Annotated in this window: 19 protein-coding genes; 12 read left to right on the top strand and 7 right to left on the bottom strand. The window is 65.0% G+C overall.

Translation table 11 applies throughout. The features are described 5' to 3' along the window. Nucleotides 1-17 precede the first annotated feature (17 nt). Nucleotides 18-1463 (bottom strand): APC family permease, encoded by a 1446-nt coding sequence (locus IEV93_RS02170; RefSeq protein WP_188486504.1) that lies wholly within the window; start codon nt 1461-1463, stop codon nt 18-20. 175 nt (nt 1464-1638) lie between these two features. Between IEV93_RS02170 and IEV93_RS02165 the strand changes: the two genes are divergently transcribed. Next, a complete protein-coding gene (locus tag IEV93_RS02165; protein WP_188486502.1) occupies nt 1639-2217 on the top strand; it encodes a TetR/AcrR family transcriptional regulator in 579 nt (192 codons plus the stop codon). A 65-nt stretch (nt 2218-2282) separates the two neighbouring features. Here IEV93_RS02165 and IEV93_RS02160 read toward each other — a convergent pair whose 3' ends face one another. Together IEV93_RS02160 and IEV93_RS02155 are read right to left on the bottom strand one after the other, a co-directional pair. After that, nucleotides 2283-3737: an aldehyde dehydrogenase family protein gene (locus tag IEV93_RS02160; RefSeq protein ID WP_188486500.1), complete on the bottom strand. Its 1455-nt coding sequence runs from the start codon at nt 3735-3737 to the stop codon at nt 2283-2285. Between the two features lie 98 nt (nt 3738-3835). Beyond that, the gene (locus IEV93_RS02155) at nt 3836-5338 is read right to left on the bottom strand and encodes a PAS domain S-box protein (protein WP_188486498.1); all 1503 of its coding nucleotides are present in this window, start codon (nt 5336-5338) and stop codon (nt 3836-3838) included. A 168-nt stretch (nt 5339-5506) separates the two neighbouring features. On the opposite strand from IEV93_RS02155, the gene IEV93_RS02150 reads away from it, so the two are divergent. From IEV93_RS02150 to IEV93_RS02125, 6 genes are all read left to right on the top strand, one after another. Then, nucleotides 5507-6679: an acyl-CoA dehydrogenase family protein gene (locus IEV93_RS02150; protein ID WP_188486496.1), complete on the top strand. Its 1173-nt coding sequence runs from the start codon at nt 5507-5509 to the stop codon at nt 6677-6679. 45 nt (nt 6680-6724) lie between these two features. Then, the gene (locus IEV93_RS02145; RefSeq protein WP_188486493.1) at nt 6725-7087 is read left to right on the top strand and encodes a hypothetical protein; all 363 of its coding nucleotides are present in this window, start codon (nt 6725-6727) and stop codon (nt 7085-7087) included. Between the two features lie 70 nt (nt 7088-7157). After that, on the top strand, nt 7158-8435 hold the full coding sequence (locus tag IEV93_RS02140) for an aromatic ring-hydroxylating oxygenase subunit alpha (protein ID WP_188486491.1): 1278 nt from the start codon (nt 7158-7160) through the stop codon (nt 8433-8435). Then, nucleotides 8428-8928, top strand: a complete 501-nt coding sequence (locus tag IEV93_RS02135; protein ID WP_188486489.1) for an aromatic-ring-hydroxylating dioxygenase subunit beta — start codon at nt 8428-8430, stop codon at nt 8926-8928. The genes IEV93_RS02140 and IEV93_RS02135 overlap by 8 nt, the downstream gene beginning before the upstream one ends. Nucleotides 8929-8938: 10 nt before the next feature. Continuing rightward, a complete protein-coding gene (locus IEV93_RS02130) occupies nt 8939-9718 on the top strand; it encodes an SDR family NAD(P)-dependent oxidoreductase (RefSeq protein ID WP_188486486.1) in 780 nt (259 codons plus the stop codon). Nucleotides 9719-9752: 34 nt separating this feature from the next. Further along, on the top strand, nt 9753-10703 hold the full coding sequence (locus tag IEV93_RS02125; protein WP_188486484.1) for a PDR/VanB family oxidoreductase: 951 nt from the start codon (nt 9753-9755) through the stop codon (nt 10701-10703). 5 nt (nt 10704-10708) lie between these two features. Here the strand turns inward: IEV93_RS02125 and IEV93_RS02120 are convergent, their stop codons facing one another. Genes IEV93_RS02120 through IEV93_RS02110 form a run of 3 tightly spaced genes read right to left on the bottom strand, consistent with a single transcriptional unit; the run spans nt 10709 to nt 12994 of the window. Further along, nucleotides 10709-11347: a response regulator transcription factor gene (locus tag IEV93_RS02120; RefSeq protein WP_229704830.1), complete on the bottom strand. Its 639-nt coding sequence runs from the start codon at nt 11345-11347 to the stop codon at nt 10709-10711. A gap of 11 nt (nt 11348-11358) precedes the next feature. Beyond that, nucleotides 11359-11667: a hypothetical protein gene (locus IEV93_RS02115; protein ID WP_188486480.1), complete on the bottom strand. Its 309-nt coding sequence runs from the start codon at nt 11665-11667 to the stop codon at nt 11359-11361. A 31-nt stretch (nt 11668-11698) separates the two neighbouring features. Beyond that, entirely contained in the window at nt 11699-12994 is a 1296-nt protein-coding gene (locus tag IEV93_RS02110) for an amidase (RefSeq protein WP_188490301.1), read from the bottom strand. A 184-nt stretch (nt 12995-13178) separates the two neighbouring features. Here IEV93_RS02110 and IEV93_RS02105 point away from each other — a divergent pair, with 184 nt between their 5' ends. The 5 genes from IEV93_RS02105 to IEV93_RS02085 are packed head-to-tail and all read left to right on the top strand — an operon-like array spanning nt 13179 to nt 17524. Further along, nucleotides 13179-14414, top strand: coding sequence for a flavin reductase family protein (locus IEV93_RS02105; RefSeq protein WP_188486478.1), 1236 nt, complete (start codon nt 13179-13181; stop codon nt 14412-14414). Then, entirely contained in the window at nt 14411-15514 is a 1104-nt protein-coding gene (locus IEV93_RS02100; protein WP_188486476.1) for a mandelate racemase/muconate lactonizing enzyme family protein, read from the top strand. Before IEV93_RS02105 ends, IEV93_RS02100 begins: the two co-directional genes overlap by 4 nt. Nucleotides 15515-15568: 54 nt before the next feature. After that, on the top strand, nt 15569-16429 hold the full coding sequence (gene catA / locus IEV93_RS02095) for a catechol 1,2-dioxygenase (protein ID WP_188486474.1): 861 nt from the start codon (nt 15569-15571) through the stop codon (nt 16427-16429). A 16-nt stretch (nt 16430-16445) separates the two neighbouring features. After that, nucleotides 16446-16739 (top strand): muconolactone Delta-isomerase, encoded by a 294-nt coding sequence (gene catC, locus IEV93_RS02090; protein WP_188486472.1) that lies wholly within the window; start codon nt 16446-16448, stop codon nt 16737-16739. A 2-nt stretch (nt 16740-16741) separates the two neighbouring features. Continuing rightward, nucleotides 16742-17524: an alpha/beta fold hydrolase gene (locus tag IEV93_RS02085; RefSeq protein ID WP_188486470.1), complete on the top strand. Its 783-nt coding sequence runs from the start codon at nt 16742-16744 to the stop codon at nt 17522-17524. A gap of 958 nt (nt 17525-18482) precedes the next feature. Here IEV93_RS02085 and IEV93_RS02080 read toward each other — a convergent pair. Beyond that, nucleotides 18483-19706, bottom strand: coding sequence for an alpha/beta hydrolase-fold protein (locus IEV93_RS02080; protein WP_188486468.1), 1224 nt, complete (start codon nt 19704-19706; stop codon nt 18483-18485). Between the last annotated feature and the right edge of the window lie 93 nt (nt 19707-19799).

Here is a 19799-nt window from a genome sequence, read left to right as displayed (position 1 = left end):
GGTTCGAGAACGAGAGCTCAGCGAATGGTGGTAGATGTCGATGCATGGCGGTTGCGCTTGGCCTCGAGGATCCGGCCCGCGACCATTGCGGCGGCGAAGGTGGCCGCGATGGCGGCGAGAAACACATACGCCAGGGTCCGGGAGCCGCCGATGAGGGTGGTGAAGTTCCCGATCACCAGAATGGTGATGCCCACGAGACCGAGGCCACCCAGGACGGGCGCGATCCTCGTGTGCCACAGGCGCTTGTCGGTGCCGGGGCGGGTGAAGTACACGACGATCGCGATGCTGGTGAGGACCATCACCGCCAGGATGGCCACGATGGCGACGCCGGCCATCCACGTGAACAGCTGCAGCACCGGGTCGGCTCCTGCCAGTGCGAAGACCGCGACCAGCACGAAAGCTGACGCCGTCTGGAGCATCGAGCCCTGATGGGGAGATCCGTGCTTCGGGTGCACGGCCATCAGGCGGCGGGGTGCGAAGCCGCCGCGCGACAGGGCAAAGGTGTAGCGGGAGATGGCGTTGTGAAAGGCGAGCAGTGCCGCGAACAGACTCGTTACCAGCATCACCATCATCACGTCCGAGGCCGCGCCGCCGAGGAACTTCGTGGCTGCGACGAAGGTGAGGCCGGAGGAGTTCTGCTGCGCTGCGGACTGCACCTGGTCGCTGCCGTACGCAAGGACGACGGCCCAGCTGCCGAGCGCGTAGAGCACCCCGATGGTGATAACCGCGACGTAGGTGGCGATGGGCACTGACCGCTTCGGGTTCGACGTCTCCTCGCCGTAGATCGCGGTGGCCTCGAAACCAACGAACGAGCCGATTGCGAACATCAGGGCGATACCGGGCGAGCCGGACAGGAACGCCGATGGCGTGAAGGATTGGACGTCGACGCCGTGGGCGCCGCCTTTGATCAAGACGCCCACGGAGAGCGCGACGATGAGGGCAATCTCGGCGACGAGCAGGATCCCAAGGACTCTCGCCCCGAGGTCGATGCTGCGATAACCAAGCACGGCGACGATCGCCATCAATGTGAACGCCCACACCCACCAGGGCAGATGGGGTCCGCCGAACTTCTCGACTACCCCGTCCAGCGTTGATGCGGCGAGTCCGTAGATCGCGGCCTGGATCGTGGTGTAGGCGAGAACGGCGAGTGCCGCGGCGCCGAGGCCAGGTGATCGCCCCAGCCCATGCGTCACGTAGGCGTAGAAGGCGCCGGTGTCGGTCACGGCCGAACTCATCCCGGCGTAACCGACGCTGAACACCAGGAGGACAACGGCGGCGATCAGGTAGGCCATCGGGGCGCCGGATCCGTCGCCCAGGGCGATCATCACGGGTAACGATCCCGCAATCGCGGTGAGCGGGGCCGCCGCGGCGATGACAAGGAACACGATCCCGCCGATGCCGATCGACCCGCGTAGCCTCGAACCCGCCTGGGCCACATCTTTCTGAGTGGACTGTCCGATCATGATGAAACCTATTTCCCGAGTCGTGCGCCGAGCCTGATGGGTGGGATCAGCGTTGGTCGTCAGCACCGTTTTGGATCTACATCTGTAGAATCATGAGCTGTGGTGAACGCTACAACGAGCGGCCGTTGGGCGTGAGGTGAACAAGATCGGGAAAACCTTTACGACGAGGAGAGCAGTGCCGAAGCTGGTCGATCACGAGGAACGACGACGCGCGATCATCGCCGCGGCATGGCAGATCATCGCCGACCGCGGGATCGACGGGATCAACATGCGCGACCTCGCGGCTGAGGCGGGATACACCAATGGCGCTCTCACGCATTACTTCTCGGGCAAGGATGAGATTCTTCAGACTGCCTTCGAGCACGTCATATACTCGACCAATCTTCGGATCGCCGCCGGCGTCGGACGACGGCGAGGACACGCGGCGTTGCGCAAGCTGTGCTTCGAACTCATGCCGCTCACCGAGGAGTCCACCCTGGAGGCCCGCATCGCGGTGTCGCTGTGGCAGCGGGCGATGACCGACCCGGTAATGGTGCGGGTCAACAACCTGGCGGTAGCCGACTGGAGAACCCGGATCGCCGGGTACTGGCAGGAGGCGGTGGATGTCGGTGAGCTGCCTGCGGTGAATGTCGAGCGGGGGGTGGATCTGCTCATGACTGCGGTGATCGGGTTGCAGGTCACCGCAGCGCTGGATCCGGGATCGCTATCCCGGAAGAGCCAGCTGGCCATGCTGGATGCGGCTCTGAGCCGGTGAGCCGGTGAGCCGGTGGTGTCGGCGATGGGTGACGGATGTTTCTCACGCCGCCCATCGCCGAGGTCTCACAAGACGATGGTGACCGTCTTGGGTTCGGTGTACGACAGAATCCCTTCATAGCCGAGTTCGCGACCGATACCGCTGGCTTTCATGCCACCCCAGGGGAGCTGGGGGGCCAGTGGTGACCAACCGTTGACGCCGATGGCACCGGCGTCGATCCGTCCGGCGATGGTGTGCGCCCGGGACACATCGGTTGTCCACACAGTCGCCGACAATCCGTACTGATTGTCGTTCGCGATGGCGATGGCCTCGTCGTCGGTGTCGAATGGGATGACGATCCCGACCGGTCCGAAGATCTCCTCCTGTGCGACGGCCATGTCGTTGCGCCCGGCGAACACGGTCGGCTCGACGAAGTAACCCGGCCGGTCCGGCGCCGAACCCCCGGCGACAACGTCGGCGCCTTCGCTGGCTCCGCGCTCGAGGTAGCTCAGCACCCGGTCGCGCTGGGCGGCGTTGACCAGCGGGCCCATCGTGGTGGCGGCATCGAACGGATCTCCGAGGACCTGTCCCTGCGCCGCGGCCTTGAGGCCGTCGATGACCGAGTCGTAGACCCTGCGGTGCGCCAGGATTCGGGTACCTGCGGCGCAGACCTCGCCCTGGTTGAAGAACAACCCCATGGCACTGCCGCCGATCGCGGCGTCGAGGTTTGCGTCCTCGAAGATGATCTGCGGTGCTTTGCCGCCCAGCTCGAGCGCAGTTCGCTTGAAGTTGGTCGCGGAGTTGCGCAGGATGGCCCGGCCGGTCTCTGTCGATCCGGTGAACGAGATCTTGGCGATTCCCGGGTGGCGCGCGAGTGCCTCGCCGGTCACCTTGCCGACGCCGGTCAGGACGTTGACCGTGCCTGCCGGGAAGCCGGCCTGCGCGATCAGGTCGGCCAGTCGGAGGATCGACAGGGAGGCGTCCTCGGCGGGTTTGATGATGACGGTGTTGCCGCACGCCAGGGCAGGTGCCAACTTCCATCCCAGGATCATCAGGGGCGCGTTCCACGGGACGATGGCCGCCACGACGCCGAGCGGATCACGTCGTGTGTAGGCGTGCGTTGGGGTCGGTCCGCCCATGTACCCGTCGCTCGCGATGAGTTCGCCGTTGATCTTGTCGGCCCACCCGGCGTAGTAGCGCAGTGTTGCAACCAGGTTCGGGATCATCATGGCGACGCTCATGCCGAAGGGCCGGCCCATGTCGGCGCTCTCGAGTTCGGCGAGACGCTCGGAGTCCGCTTCGACGAGATCGGCAAGCTTGTTGAGCAACATCCCCTTTCGCGAGGGAGCAAGTGATCCCCAGTCGCCTCGGAAGGCGGCGGTGGCCGCAGCGACGGCAGCGTCGACATCGTCAGTTCCCGCGGCGGCGAGTTTCGCGAGGCCCGTTCCGGTGGTGGGGTTCATCGTTGTGAATGTCTCGGTTGCCGCTCGCCATTCGCCGCCGATGAACAGCTCTGTCGTGATGTCGGACAAGTCGACCATTCGAATACTCCTTAGTGGTGCCGGCGGGTTGGCTCACGCTAACCACCAGGCGTCGGGCGGCGCCACTGGTGCTTGCCAACGACGGACTACGGGATTCTTTAGGGTGCCAGCTGAATTGGCGCTGCAACTGACCGGTCGGCCAGCGGTAGTCCGACCCGAACAGCGGTACCGTTCGGCGTGTTCGGCAGATAATCGATGGTTCCGCCGTGGCGCTCCACGATGTGCTCGGAGATGATGAGTCCGATGCCCGATCCTTCTTGCTTGGAACTGAAGGCTCCCGACGCGAGACGGTCCGACGGCACGACGGTCATCCCACGCCCCTGGTCGCGGATCCACACGAACGCCTCACCGTTCTCGGCGCCGGTCTCCAGAGACAGTTCCTTGATCTCCGTAGTGGGTTGAGCGATCTCGTCGATCGCGTTGACACACAAATTGATGATGACCTGACCGATGAGGACGCTCTCGCCCTCGATCTGCAGGGTCCGCTCGGGGATCTGCGCGTAGACACGGATCCCGCGTTCGGCAGCCCTGAGCCGCACGAAGTAAAGGCTCTCCTCGACCGTGGCGTTCAGGTCGATCAACGCCACCGTGCTCTCGATCCGCCGGACGTGCCGCTTGACCGAGGACACGATGTCGGCCGCTCTGCGGAGTTGCTTCTCAATCTGGTCGATTCCGTAGGTGAGGCTTCGCGAGTCCACCGACTCCGACAGCAGTCGGGCCTTCAGTCCGCTGAGATAGTTCGTCGACGCCGCTAGTGGCTGCCCTAGCTCGTGCGCCAGGATCATCGCCATGTCACCCATCGCGTTGTAGCGGCTCAGGTACTGGAGGTTGGCCTCCTGGTAAGCATTCCGACGTTCCCATTCGACTCGCTCGGTGACGTCTCGGATCGTGAGGAGGCGGGATCGGATCCCGTCGTGCGCAACGATCTCGAGATCGCCGGCCAGCCAGGTCGTCGATCCATCGCACTTGGTCACCTCCTGCTGAATGCTCACCGATCCGTGTGGATCATCGAGCCGGCCGACCACGAGCTCGTCGTCCAACTTCGGCTCACATCGACCGAGATCCTCAAGATGAACGTCGCTGAGCTCGGTCGGTGTCCGACCGAACAGAGCCGCGGCATGCGGTGAGATGTCGAGGATGCAGTTGTCCTCGTCGAGGACGACAATGCCCGCCGAGGTATGGGTCATAATGCGTTGCAACGACTCCGAGACCCGTGTCAGCTCTTCTTGGAGCTCGACCTCTTCGGCGATGCTGCGGAACTCGACCATCACCACCGGTCCGTCCTCGCACTGCACCAGTGTCGCCCGCGCATCGGTGAGGAAGTCGACGCCGTCCTTCGACCGGTACTTCCACTGTTTGCGGCTCGAGCCGTGCACCACCGCCGACTGCAGCCATGCCACGCCCACCTCGCGGCGGTACTGTTCCTCTTGCCCGCTCATGTGATGCGCCTTGAGAGGCTTGAGCTCTTCGAGTGTGAGCCCGAACATTCGGCACGCGGCCGGGTTCGCCCACAGGATGTTCTTCGACGCGGCCTCGTGGATGAGAATTCCGGTTCCGGTGTTGAGGATCATCTGTTCGAAATCGCGACGTTCGGGGAACATCTGCCTCACCTCGCTTCCGATGGCCCAGCCTGCGGCGCCTTTCCCGGCACGGCAAGTAAAGGATCACTTAGCTGCGCCGCAGAAAATCCCGATACCGGGCTGATCGGCCCGCTCCTAATGTAGCGCCGGAGAGCAACAAACTTTGCTCGAACTCGAACGGAGACAGCGATGACCGTGCACAGCGTGACGGATCGAGTGGTTGCCGAACCGGCAGGGGCGGCCCGTGCTGCGGCGTTCGACCACGCCCTGGACGTACTGCGGGACCGGCGTGACGAGTTCAACGCTGCGCGTTTCGTCCCCCGTGACTTCATCGCGCTGCTCAAGCGGTCAGGCATGTACCGGGCGTCGACACCCAATCGGTTCGGTGGCGAGCCGATGGCGCCTGCCGACTTCATGAAGATGGTGGAGCGGATCTCGGCGGTCGACCCGGCCACCGGGTGGGTCTCGAGCTTCGGCTCGTCGCTCGTCTACTTCGCGGCACTTCCGGTCGAGTCGCAGGCCATGATCTACGCTGACGGCCCGGACGTGGCGTACGCCGGCGGCCTGTTCCCGATGCAGGAGGCGGAGAAGGTGCCCGGTGGGTACCTCTGCTCCGGGGTGTGGCAGTTCGCGAGCGGTTGCCGCGGCGCCGACATCATCGGCATCGGCCTCGCCGGCGGCCCCGACACTGGCGGCAAGCCCCTCACCGCGCTGGTGCGCCCCGAGGACGTCGAGATCATCGAGAACTGGGCTGTGGCGGGCATGAAGGCAACCGGTTCGCACGCGGTTCGCGCCGATCGCGTGTTCGTACCCGAGGCGATGACGTTCGTCCGCGGTGGTCCCCCTCAGATTGACGAGCCGCTGACCCGATACCCGTCGCTGGCGTATGCCGCCCAGGTGCTCTCCGTGGTCACCCTCGGTGCCGCACGCGGCGCACTGGACTATGTGGTCGAGGTCGGTGCCGCTCGATCGTCGATCACCGGCGGATCCAGCAAGGGCAACCGGCCCGCCTACAAGAACGGTGTCGCGCGGGCCGAGGCCGAACTGCGCTCTGCGCGTGCCTTCTTTTATGAAACGACCGAGTCGGTGTGGCGACAGGCGGTTCTCGGCGAAACCATCTCGGCCGAAGACAGGGCCCTGCTACGCCTCAGCGCGACGCACGCCGCGCACGTGGGCCGCTCGGTCGTCCTGGCGGCCTTCGACCTGGCGGGGACAGGTGCCATCTACGAAACCCATCCGCTGCAGCGTTTTCTCCAAGATGCTCTCGTACCCGCCCAGCACGCGATGTTGCAGACGAACACCTTCGAGGCTGCAGGCGCCGTGCTCCTTGGACTCGACGCCGGCATCCCCAGCTTTCCCTGAACCGACATGCGTCTCGCCCGAACACAGACCCACGAGGAGACTCTCATGGCCACCGAGCCACTGCGCACATTGTTCTGCATCGGAAACAACCAGAACTTCTTCGATCTGCCCAAGGCTGATATCGGTGAGGTGTGGGTTGCCATCTCTTCGATGCTGTCGGCAATCAAGAACATGGACGGCATCGAAGTCATCGGAACGTTCGACGACGACGCCCACATGGTCGGCCCCTCCGACGGGTGGCCTTGGACGTGCTACGTCCTCGCCGACGTCGCCGACCAGCAGACAGTACGCGACGCCTGCAACCTATTGCGCACCACGATGATCGGCGAATACGCGCTGTGGAAGTTCTTCAAGATCGAGGCCCGGATGGGCCGCGAGCTGATCATTCGCGACGACGTCGCCGTCTGACCTCCTCCTGGCCGCCAACCCGGTGTCACAACGAATCCCCGACTTCCCAACAGATCAGGAACACACTGCTATGACCAGCATCGAGACAGCAGCGCCCCGCTTCGGGGACCTGGCCGCCGGCGATCGTGTCGCCGGTCAGCTCTACACCGACCCGGAGATCTTCGCCGAGGAGATGAAGAAGATCTTCTATCGCACCTGGGTGTGGGTCGCGCACGAGAGCGAGATCCCGGAGGCGGGCTCGTTCAAGACCACACAGGTCGGTGACCAGCCGGTGATCGTGACCCGCGACCGGAAGAACACCTTCAACACCCTGCTCAACCGGTGCAGGCATCGCGGCGCGACGGTCTGCGACCAGCGCACCGGCAAGGCCAACGGCTTCACGTGCCCGTACCACAACTGGTCCTACACACTTGATGGCCGCCTGCGGGGCATCCCCTACCCCGACGGGTACGAGGGTGTTGTCGACAAGAATGACTACCCGCTGCAGAAGCTGCGGACCGAGAGCTACCTCGGGATGATCTGGGCGACCTTCAACGCCGACGCGGAACCCCTCGAGGACTTCCTCGGCGACGCCAAGCTCTGGATGGAGCGCTTCCTCAAGCAATCCAACGGGCATCCGACGAAAGTCCTGGGGAGCCACAAGTTTCGGTTCAGGGGCAATTGGAAGATTCAGCTGGAGAACACCACCGACGGGTACCACTTCCCGATGGTCCACAAATCCTGGATGGCGTCGGTCGACGCCGAGACCGCGAACATGATGTCGTTCATGGACGACCCGGCCGCCGAGACCCACGCACTGGGCAACGGACACAGTGTGGCCATCATGGCAGCATCTCACGCCGACCTCGACATCGACGACGGCACTGAGGAGATCCAACCGCGATTCCAACACCTGGTCGACGAGTTGGTCGCGGCCGGTGAACCGATGGATCGCGTTCGTCGCTACATGCGGTCGATGCACGGATGTGGGTTCAACCTCAACATGTTCCCGAACGTCGCGATGTCATCCTCGTTTTTCCGCATCCTCGTGCCGATCAGCGTCGACGTGACCGAGGTGTGGCACATGGCGATCGGAATGGACGGTGGACCGGAAAGCATCAACCGTGAGCGCCTACGTATCCACGAGCACTTTCAGGGACCGTTCGGATTCGGCAGCCCCGATGACGCCGAGGGGTGGGATCGCGTGCAAATCGGCGCCGGCGGTAACCCCACGATGCCTATCCTGGTCAATCGAGGCGAGGGGCGGGAGCGGATCAGCGATGAGGGCTGGCCCACAGCGCATGTCACCGATGAGACGGGAATGCGCGAGTCCTACAGCATGTGGAAGAAGATGATGAGCGATGTCTGACACTCTCACCCTGGGCCTGACCGACACCCGTGTGCTCCGAGCCATCGAGCTGGTGTGGACAGAGGCCACATTGCTCGACGCCAAGGACTATCTCGGATGGGAAGCGCTGTACACCGACGACGCGATGTACGTCATCCCGATCGATCCGAACACCAACGATCACGAGACGTCGCTGAATATGGTCTACGACGACAAACGGATGCGTCGACTCCGGGTGGAACGGATGACGCAGGGCTACGCGCCGTCCGCGGTCGCCGCGGCACGCACGGTGCGTATCGTGTCCCGTTTCACCGTCGCTGAGGTCAGCGACACAGTCGTGACGCTGCGGTCGGCGCAGATCCTGAATTCGTTCAAGCGCAACGCCTTCGCGACGGTGGGTGCCGAGCTCACGCATCGGATCGAGTTGTCGCCCGAGGGTGACAAGATTGCGCTGAAAGTCGCCCGCCTCATCGACAGCGAGGATGCTGTCAGCGCCTCGGGATTCCTGGTCTGAGGTCCGCGCCATGACGACCGAACGAACAGGATCGACCGCCGGCGACCCGACGGCCGGGATCGCCGTGGTCACCGGCGCCGCTGGCGGGATGGGAAGCCACATCGCCCGACGTCTGCATGCCGACGGCCACCGCGTAGTACTCACCGACATCGACGTCGAGGCGGCCATGCAGATCGCGTCGGGGTTGTCGCCAGACGGGTCAACGGCCCAGGCGATAAAACTCGATGTCGCCCATCGCGAGAACTTCGTCGTGGCACTCGCGGAATGCCGTGACATCTGGGGGACACCGAGCATCCTCGTCAACAACGCAGCACTCACCCAGGCCGCCGATCTCATGACCCTGGGCGAGGACGACTTCACACGAGTGCTGTCGACCAACACCAACAGCATCTTCTTCGGATGCCAGGTGTTCGGCGCCGCGATGGCGGATGCGGGATACGGCCGCATCGTCAACATGGCCTCGCTGGCCGGCCAGAACGGCGGCACCGCCACCGGTGCTCACTACGCCACCTCCAAAGGAGCGATCCTCACCGCAACCAAGATCTTCGCCCGCGAGCTGGCCTCGGTGGGCGTCACTGTGAACGCCATCGCGCCCGGCCCACACGACCTCCCGATCGTGAAGAAGACCGTGCCTGCGGACCGCCTGGAGGGCGTCATCGCGGGCATCCCGGTCGGCCGTCTCGGAAGTGCCGATTTCATCGCTGACGTGGTGGGGCTTCTCACTGCACCCAACGCCTTCTTCGTCACCGGCGCGTGCTGGGACGTCAACGGCGGACTCTACGTTCGCTGATCATCGAGCTCATCGCCAGACTCAGGAGACCACCATGCCCCTCGTCGACGTGATCGTGACGGACATCGTCCAGGAGACGCCGACCGTGAAGACGCTGTATCTGTCAAATGCCGACGGTACGTCGATGGGGGCCTACTCGCCTGGTGCGCACATTGATGTGGTCGGCCCGACGTCGATCACCCGGCAGTACTCGCTCTGCAGCCGACCCGACGGCACCGAGACCTACGCGGTCGCGGTGAAGCGGGAGGACAATTCACGCGGCGGGTCGGTCGCCCTGCACGAGTTGAAGGTGGGCGACACCCTGCGTATCAGTGAGCCCCGGAACCTGCTTGGGATCGCGGTCGACGCGACAAAGCACGTTCTGGTCGCTGCCGGCATCGGAATCACTCCGATGTTGAGCATGGCTCGTCACATGCACGTCAACGACATCGATTTCGAGTTGCACTATTTCTCCCGCAGCGAGCAGGAGGCGGCGTTCCTGCCGCTTCTGCGCGACCGGTGTCCCGAGCGGTTGCACGCGCACGTCGGGGTGGCCCGCGATGATCAGGCCGCGCTGATCGGTGCGGCGCTTGCGGGCGCCGCTACGGGAACACACCTCTATGTCTGCGGTCCGGACGGGTTCATGATCAAGGTCGCGGAACTGGCCGGTCAGCATCTGCCGCCGGAATCGGTGCACATCGAAAACTTCCACGCCACCGAGCAGCCCGTGGCAGGGTCGAACACGGCGTTCGAGGTGGAGCTCGACGGGGAGACGTTCCACGTGCCCGCCGACAGGTCCATCGCACAGGTGCTCATCGACGGTGGGGGTGACGTCGACACATCGTGTCAGGAAGGCATCTGTGGGACCTGCATCATGACCGTGCTCGCCGGAGATCCGGAGCATCGAGACAGTGTGCTGAGCACCTCCGAGCGCGAATCAGGCGAGGTCATGGCCGTATGCGTCTCGCGCACCCGTGGTGAGCGACTCGTTCTCGACTACTACTGAGCGGACTAAGGGGCGGTGTCGACGGGGACCTCAACGTCGAAGCGGAGCACATCGCGAACGAGCGTGCTGATGCTGTCCGCATCGGTCTTGGCCTTGATCCGTGCCCGGTGCACGTCAACGGTTTTCACGCTCATGCCAAGTTTTCGAGCAATGTTTTGGCTGGGCAGGCCCTCGACGACCAGCGAGAGGATCTGGCGTTCTCGCGGCGTCAAGAGGGACACCTTGGACGCGATGGTCGCCCGGGCCGTGTGCGCCGAGAACCGTTCGCCGGCGAGATCGACACCTCGCTGCACGGCTTCGAGCAGGCGCTGTGGGGCGTATGGCTTTTCGAGGAAGTCCAGAGCGCCGGCCTGCAGTGTCGACACCGACATCCGGATGTCGCCGTGGGCAGAGACAAAGATTATTGTGACGTGCGGCGCGAACTCGTTGAGCTTCTCCTGGAGTCGGGTACCGCTCATCTGCGGCATGCGGACGTCGAGGACGATGCAGGCCGGGTGTTCGCCGTTGTACACCGACAGGAACTCGTCGGCGCTGTGACAGATCGTGGGGGACATCCCGATGCTGCCGAGCAGCCAGTCGACCGACTCGCACAACTCGGGATCGTCGTCGACGACGTAGACGGTCGCCGGCTGCGGTGCGCTCACGCCTACGACGCTCACGCCGACCGACCGCTGTCGGTCAGCTCATCAGCCCAGGCCGCGTCGGCCGTCCAGTAGTTCATCCCCGCCGCGCTGACGCGATGTTGCCACGGCGAGGTTCGAGCGAGCCACGGCTCCTCCTCACGGACCGATGCGTCGGCAGCGTCCGGGCCGTCCGCCTCCACCGTCCAGTGCACCCAGTTGACCTCGCGGTCGTATTCGTCGTGGACGAACAGATCGACGTGGTGCCACCCGTAGTTGAACGTGTCCTCGTAGCTGGTCAGGAACATCCGGTGGTGTCGGACGGGACGCGGCGGCAGTGTCATGGTGTGTTTCCTTCTCCGATTGGCACAGTAGTCATGCCGGCTGCGGCGGCAGTAAGCGAATGGCGGATTCGATCGCGATGGCGGCGTCGAAGAGAACACTCTCGTGTCCGGGCAGCCCGATCACCTGGAGACCGAGAGGGAGCCCGGACGACGTCCGACCACCGGGAACGGTGATCACGGGCAGGCCCAACAACTGCCACGGGCGGCTCAGGACCGGAGAACCCGTCGCGGACAGACCGGCCGGGGCCGGCCCGAGCGCGCCCGGCCCCACGATGACGGTGCCTCCGTCGAGCATATTCTCGAGGAGAGCGCGCGATCGGTCGCGCCGCAGCAGTGCGTGGGTGTGGTCGTGATCTGATGTCGCGCGACCGGCGGCCACGAGATCGCGGAGCTGCGGACTCAACGACTCGTGACTGGTGTCGTGCAGGACGTTCAGAGTGTCGGCGGCCTCGTGCGCCATGACCACGAGATGGTCGGCGGACAGCGTCTGCACGTGGTCATCCCACTCCAGTTGCGCGCAACCCAGACCGGCGCGCGCAATCAGTTGCGGCACCTCGTCGAGCAGGCGACGCATGTCCGGCTCCACCTCGCCGAGGTCGCTGCCGGACCAGGTCAACGCCATGGGCCGCGTCCGACGTGCGAGAGGTTCGTAACGGGTACCGGTGAACGCTTCGACGACGTACCGCAGGTCAGTCACCGACCGAGTGAGCATCCCCAGCGAGTCCAACGTGGGACTCAGACCAGTCACACCGGCCAAGCTTGTGGTGCCCGCTGCGAAGACCATCCCGGCCGCGCCACAGAACGACGCCGGACGGGTCAACGATCCGGCCGTTTGTGTCCCGAGCGCGAGTGGGATGGTCCCGGCGCCGACGGCCGAGGCCGACCCGCTCGAGGATCCACCCGGGGTGTGTCCATGCGCGTGGGGGTTGTGGGTCGGGCCCGGTGAGAAGTATCCGAATTCGGTGGTGACGGTCTTGCCCTGGACGATCGCCCCCAGATCCCGGAGGCGAGCCACACAGGCGGCGTCGGACCCGGCCGGCTCCCGGCTGGTCACCGACGACCCTGCGCGAGTGGGCATACCAGCGACGTCGATGAGGTCCTTGACGCCGACCGATACACCCCGCAACGGAAGCGATCCCGGTGTCACGTCCAGACGCCGGGCGTCGGACAGCGCGGCGCCGGACAAAGAGACCCAGGCGTGCAGGTGCTCCTCGTGCTGTGTCACCTCGTTGCGAATCTGCGTGGAGAGTGTCTCCGCGGTGACGGCCCCACGATCGATGGCAGCCACCTGATCCTCGATGGGTACTGCCCACCAGGCTTCGGTCATCGATGTTCCTCCGGTCATCTGCACCAGTGTGCCCGCCGCGAGACACCCGCGGTAGTAAAGAAATCCTTGCCCCGTACCCACGCTTTCGGGTGCGCGGTAAAGGATTCCCGTCTGTATCGGATCTCGGCGCGCCCATAGGTTTACGACAACAGCCGAGATCGTCAGAACAGCAGGAGGCATCGCGATGGTGGACACCGCACCCGCGCCGATCGACGCGCAGTTGTTCCGGGAGGTGATGGGTCACTATCCCACCGGGGTCGTGATCGTGACCGGCACGACCGCGAGCGGCGACATCCTCGCAATGGTCGTCGGATCTTTCAACTCGGTGTCGCTCGACCCACCTCTGGTGTCGTTCATGCCGATGAAGACGTCGCGAACCTACGCGGCGATGCAAGAGTGCTCGTCGCTGTGCATCAACATCCTTGGCAGCGATCAGGAGGAGCTCGTCCTGACGATCGCCCAGCGGTGGGAGAACAAGCTCGACGGCATCGACTGGCATGAATCCCCCTCCGGCGATCCCGTTCTCGCGAGATCGGTTGCTTGGGTGGACGTCGCCATCGAGAACACCGTCGAAGCGGGCGACCACTGGATCGTGCTGTGTGCGATCCGCCAGTTGGCGGTGACCAACCCGGTGTCACCGTTGATCTTTTTTCAGGGCGGTTACGGCAGCTTCGTGTGCACGTCACTCATGGCGAGGATGGATCACGACACCCTCCCCGCGATCACCGTGGCCCACGGCGCACGTGAGGCGCTCGAGGCGCTCGCAGCCGAAATCGGCTGTGAAGTAACCGTTTTCACGACCGTCAGTGAGGAGGAAGTCGCCACCGTTTTCTCAGCAACCGGTCCCGGGATCGACAGGGTTGGTGATTTCGGCCGACGGATTCCGATGGTTCCCCCTGTCGGTGACACCTACTACTTCGACAAGGCCCCTGACTGCCAACAGAGATGGCTTGACCGACTTCGTGGAGCCGACGAGGAGGCGATGGAACGGTTCCGCGCACGGCTCTCGTTCCTCGATCGTCACGGCTACTCCTACTCCATCCTCCCCGACGATGCCGGCAGGGACGCCTATGGTGCGGTCCGTGAGGCCACCGAACTGTACTCGAACGGACGGATAACGCCGGCGCAATGGCGGCTGATCCGCGACTCGATGGTCAACTCGGCGGTGGATTATCGGGTCTCCGATCTCGATGATACGCAAAGCTATTCGCTCGGCTCGCTTGTACTCCCGGTGCGTGATCAGGCGGGGGTCCACACCATGACGCTGCGGTTGGCCATGCTGCCCCCGTCGGTGACCCGCGCCCGGATCGAGGGTTGGTTGGATCGTGCGAAAACTGTCGTCGCCGCGCTGGAAGCCGATGACCGTCAGCAAGACCCAATGACCAACCGGGCAAGGGCTGGCTGGAAGGAGAACCGATGAAGATCACCCGGATCGACGCCATTCCGTACCGGATCGGCTACCGGAAACCGCTTCGGTTCGCCAGCGGTGAGGTGCACGCGGCCGAACACGTCCTGGTGCGTGTGCACACCGACGACGGGGTCGTGGGTGTGGCCGACGCGCCGCCGCGACCGTTCACCTATGGCGAGACCCAGCGGGGTCTGGTCGCGGTGATCGAGACAATCTTCGCGCCGCAGATCGTCGGACTAACCTTGGTCGAGCGGGAGGTCGTCCATGCTCGTCTCGGTCGTACCGTGGGTAACCCGGTGGCCAAGGCCGCCATCGACATGGCCATCTGGGACGCACTGGGTCGGACGTTGGATCTGCCGGTCGGCGATCTTCTCGGCGGATACACCGACCGTATGCGGGTCTGTCACATGCTCGGCTTCGACACCCCCGCGGCGATGGTCGACGAGGCCACCCGCATGCGGGATGTCCACGGCATCAGCGTGTTCAAGGTGAAGGTGGGGCGCCATCCGGTCGGCCTCGACACCGCCGTCGTCCGCGCACTGCGCGAGGGTCTCGGCGATGACGTCGAGCTCTACGTCGACGGCAACCGCGGGTGGACGGCCTCGGAGTCGGCGCGGGCGATGGCCGAGATGTCGGATCTGGGTCTGACCCTGGCCGAGGAACTGTGTCCGGCCGATGACGTCCTGGGTCGTAAGTGGCTCGTCGGGCAGCTCGACATCCCCTTCGTCGCAGACGAATCCGCGACGACACCGGCCGAGGTCACCCGAGAGGTCCTGTCCGGTGCCGCGACCGCGATCAGCATCAAGACCGCGCGCACCGGTTTCACCGGGTCGCTGCGCACGCACCATCTCTGCGAGGGCCTCGGCCTCGAGGTGGTCATGGGAAACCAGATCGACGGCCAGCTGGGCACCGCGTGCACGGTGGCGTTCGGCGCCGCGTTCGCGCTCACCTCACGTCGCGCGGGCGAACTGTCGAACTTCCTGGACATGTCCGACGACCTGCTCACCGAGTCGCTGACGATCGCCGACGGTGAACTGGTGGTCCCGTCCGGAGCCGGTATCGGCGTCGAGATCGACGACGACAAGCTGGCCGCGTATCGCATCGACGGTTGACCCCGCCCCACGACTTCTCCATCCAACAGCCCACGAAGAACAAGGAGATCCACCATGAGCGTCGACCAGACGATCACCGCCACTGCCGCAGCGTCCGGTGCCAACGCGACGCAGCGTTTCACCACCGACAAGATCGGTGGCGCGCAGACGCCGCCGGAACGGGTCAGTGAACTCGCGCGCGAGGTCCTCGCATCTGTGCACAAGACGATCCGCGATCACAACGTCACCTACGACGAGTACAACGCGTTGAAGTCGTGGCTGATCATGGTCGGTCAGGACGGTGAGTGGCCGCTGTTCCTCGACGTGTGGGTCGAGCACGTCGTGGAGGAGGTCGCCGCGCAAAGTCGTGAGGGCAGCAAGGGGACCATCGAGGGGCCGTACTACGTGCCCGACGCACCCGAACTCGGCTTCGAGTCAACACTTCCCACCCGTGATAACGAGGCCGGCACCCCGCTGCTGTTCCAGGGGCAGGTCCGCGGGGTCGACGGGACGCCGCTCCCCGAAGCGGTGCTGGAGATCTGGCACGCCGACGCCGACGGTTTCTACTCTCAGTTCGCCCCGGGCATCCCGGAGTGGAACCTGCGCGGCACCGTCACCGCGGACACCGAGGGCCGCTTCCACATCCACACCGTCAAGCCGGCGCCCTACCAGATCCCGACCGACGGGGCCTGCGGCAAGCTGATCTCGGCTGCGGGCTGGCATCCGTGGCGTCCGGCGCATCTGCACCTCAAGGTTGCCGCTGCCGGACATCAGCAGGTCACCACCCAGCTCTACTTCCCGGGCGATTCGCACAACGATGACGACGTCGCCAACGCGGTGAAGCCCGAGCTGATCCTCGCGCCCACCGAGGTCGACGGTGGACAACAGGTGACCTACGACTTCGTGCTCGACCCAGACGTCGACGACAAGTCCTGAAGGGAGTTGCAGAGCAATGCTTTTCGCGGTGACCATGGAAGTAGCGCTCCCGCAGGACATGGAGCCCGACCTCCGTGCCGACACCCTCGCACGGGAGAAGGCGTACTCGCAGGACCTGCAGCGCGCGGGGGAGTGGGTGAGCATCTGGCGATGCGTCGGGCAGTACTCGAACCTGAGCATCTTCGATGTCCGGGACAACGAACGGCTGCACGAGATCCTCTGGAATCTCCCGTTGTTCCCGTTCATGACCATTCAGGTCACCCCACTCGCGCAACACCCCTCCGACATCGCCGCGGGTGAGAATCCGTGACGGTGCCTGATATCGCCCTGACGAGGTTCTCCGAACCGTCAGCCAAGCCAATGCTCGTGCTCGGTCCGTCGCTGGGAACCTCCGTGACGGCTCTGTGGGGGGGCAGTGCGGAGCGTTTGGTTCACCGCTTTGACGTTGTCGGGTGGGATCTTCCCGGTCACGGAGCGAGCATCCCCGCAGCGAAGAGTTTCGACATCGCCGAGCTCGCCGGGGGCGTGATCGCGGCGGTCGAGTGTCTCCTGGCTTTGTCGGGGCGTGACAGGTTCTTCTATGCCGGGGTCTCTGTGGGCGGCGCTGTCGGCTTACAGTTGCTTCTAGATAGCCCCGAGTTGGTGAAAGTTGCCGTAGTGATGTGCACAGGGGCGAAGATCGGTGAGGCGCACGGATGGCGCGATCGTGCGTCAACCGTTCGACAGGCCGGGACGGCCTCGATGGTCGCGGGATCGATCGAGAGGTGGTTCCGGCCGGGGTTGGTCGAACGGCGGCCACGAGAGGCGACCTCGGTGCTGCAGTCGTTACGTGACACCGACGATGAATCGTACGCGCTCGTTTGCGAGTCTCTCGGCGGCTTCGACGTCCGGTCCCGTCTTGCGACCATCAACACACCGGTACACGCGGTGGCCGGTGCCCACGACGCGGTTACCCCGGTGGCATGTTTGACCGAAATTGCCGATGGTGTCCGTCACGGGACGCTGACAGTTCTCGATCATGTTGCGCATCTCGCGCCGCTCGAGAACCCTGCCGAGGCGGCCCGCCTCATCGGGATCCACTGCTCGAACGCATGATGTAGAGATAGCCGCTGCGATGGCCGTTCTTCACCTCGATTCTGGGGGCCGAGGCGGCTAGAGGTTGCAGCCGTGTCTGGCCGACAACCGTGACGCTGTCCGCGCGGATGATCGTCGCCCCCCGACACACCAGGTGCACCTCGGGCCGGCTGGCGTCAATGGGTAGAGCGGGCGCTGGTTGTCGTCCTCCTTGACGGGGGCCTGATGTGCCGCATAAACCGCCGGTCCGGCTGTCCTGCTGGGACGCTAATCGTCATGCTCGCAACTGTCTCGCCAGGACGGACCATCTAGCGGATTTGCGGCCGGTCATCTGATCTGATCCAGCGCGGACGGACCGGCGGTGAGGTGGTCTGAGAAGTGTTGCGACATCAACTCACCCCAATTGCGCAAAACTGCGAATGCTCGCCGCGAATCCTTACCGGCTCGACACCGCGGTCGTCGCGTGCGCCGTCACCGTTGCGTCGCCGCGGCGGGAGCGACCGCTCGATTGCCTCGCCACCCCGTTCGTCTGCAGTGCATTCGGACACGCGGTGATCGGCGCGCAGCTCGATCTGGCAAGAACCGAGTATGTCCGGTTTCGATGCGAGGGGAATCCGCCGCGGTGAAAAGACTTCGTCGCCTGAGCAACGAGATCCTCGCCGGCCCATCGACCGACAGCATGGCCTCGGTCTCGACCCCCGGTACTGGTCATGGCCGGCAGGCCAGAGTCCTCGGTGGCGCGGGAATCGGTGCGTCACCTCGGTACGGTCGCCCCGCGATCGGAAACGCGCATCATCGACGGACCGCGCCACCTGTGCCCGATCCGGCAGCCGCCGTCGTTCGTGTCCGAGTGCGTGCGCTGGATGAAGTCGTCCCGGCAATTGGACTGACTCGATTGGGGTTAGGGGGTTGGAGGCGGTGTGACGCTGAGCCAGTGCAGCGCGGCGCGGAACTGGCTGCGGGCGAAGGTCCACGCATGTTAGCCGGGTTTGACGACGGTGGTCGCCACCTGGCGAGTTCGCCCCAAGGCTGAGGACACCATCTGCACGGTCTGGACCTCTTTGGAACGTCCGGGCGGCGTTCCGCGCCGATAGCTCGCGGCGAGGAAGCCCGCCACGCTGCCGGCAGGCATCGCGGTAGCCAGGGTGACAATGCTGTGCTGCTGAAGTGCGTCGCGCCGACCGGCGAACAACTCGCGTGTGGTGGCAGAGGGCCCGCCGACGACGGATGGCCGCGGGTCTCCGGAGATGCTGATGAATCGCGGAAAAAGTTGGCGGTGACGCGCTGCGAGGGTCATGGCGCATGTCCCGCCCATGGACCACCCCGCCACGACGAGGTCGCGGGGACGGCCGTCGGCCAATGCGCTGTCGAGGCGTCGGACCATCTCCGTCGTCAGATGCGTCTCGGCCCGGCCCCGCGGTCCGTTGACGCATTCGGTGTCGTTGGACAACGCGCCCGACGGGTCGGCGAACACCAGGATTGGTGCTCGCCCGGAATGTCGGCGAGCCCAGTCTTGGGCGCTGTCAATGGCACCGCCGCTGACGATCCAGTCGCGTGGGGTGTTGATGACCCCGGGGATTAACACCACGACGTCGAAACTGTGGTCGCCGTGATCGAACCAGGCCGGCGGCAGCCACACGTATTCTGTGCGCGCCCGGAAGCTGTCGCCCGCCGACCGGGGGAGGACAAACGCGCGTCCGCCCTGCGGAATCTGCCCTCGAAGACGGCTCGCTCGGATCGCGGCGATACCGCCGAGAGGGACGGGTTCGCGACCCGTTGCGGCGTCCACGAGCGCACCAACGGTCGGATAGTAGCCAATCCAGTTGTTGACACCCAGCATCGACGTGGTGATTCCTATCAAGACGCCGACGACCGCGACGCCCCGCATCGCCCACGACGTCCGCCCCCAGCCGAGCGCCAGGGCCACCGTCAGCGCGACCATGACCGCGAGTGCCATCCAGACGGCGATAGGTGCGGTCGACGTGTCGAATCCCTCGTGACCGGCCCATCTGCGAGCGGCGGCCGCAGCAAGGACACCGCCGGTGCCCATCGCCGAGGCCAGCACTAACCTCCGCTGGGCTGAGCGGGCCGCGGAGCGGACGACCACCACAGCGATCCCAGCGGGCACGAGCGTCATCCCGGCGGTCACGGCGGTGCTCAGCAGACTCAGCTGCTGTACCAACGACCACAGGGGGAATTGCATGTCCCCACCGTCTCGAAAGTGACGCGGCGGGCGCATCGGTCATTCGGATGCTGCGTCCCGCCACCTGGCTGGAGCTGCCCGTCGAGCGCACCG

This window comes from Williamsia phyllosphaerae (assembly GCF_014635305.1).
GTDB lineage: Bacteria > Actinomycetota > Actinomycetes > Mycobacteriales > Mycobacteriaceae > Williamsia_A > Williamsia_A phyllosphaerae.
This window is presented reverse-complemented; position numbering and strand designations above follow the sequence as displayed.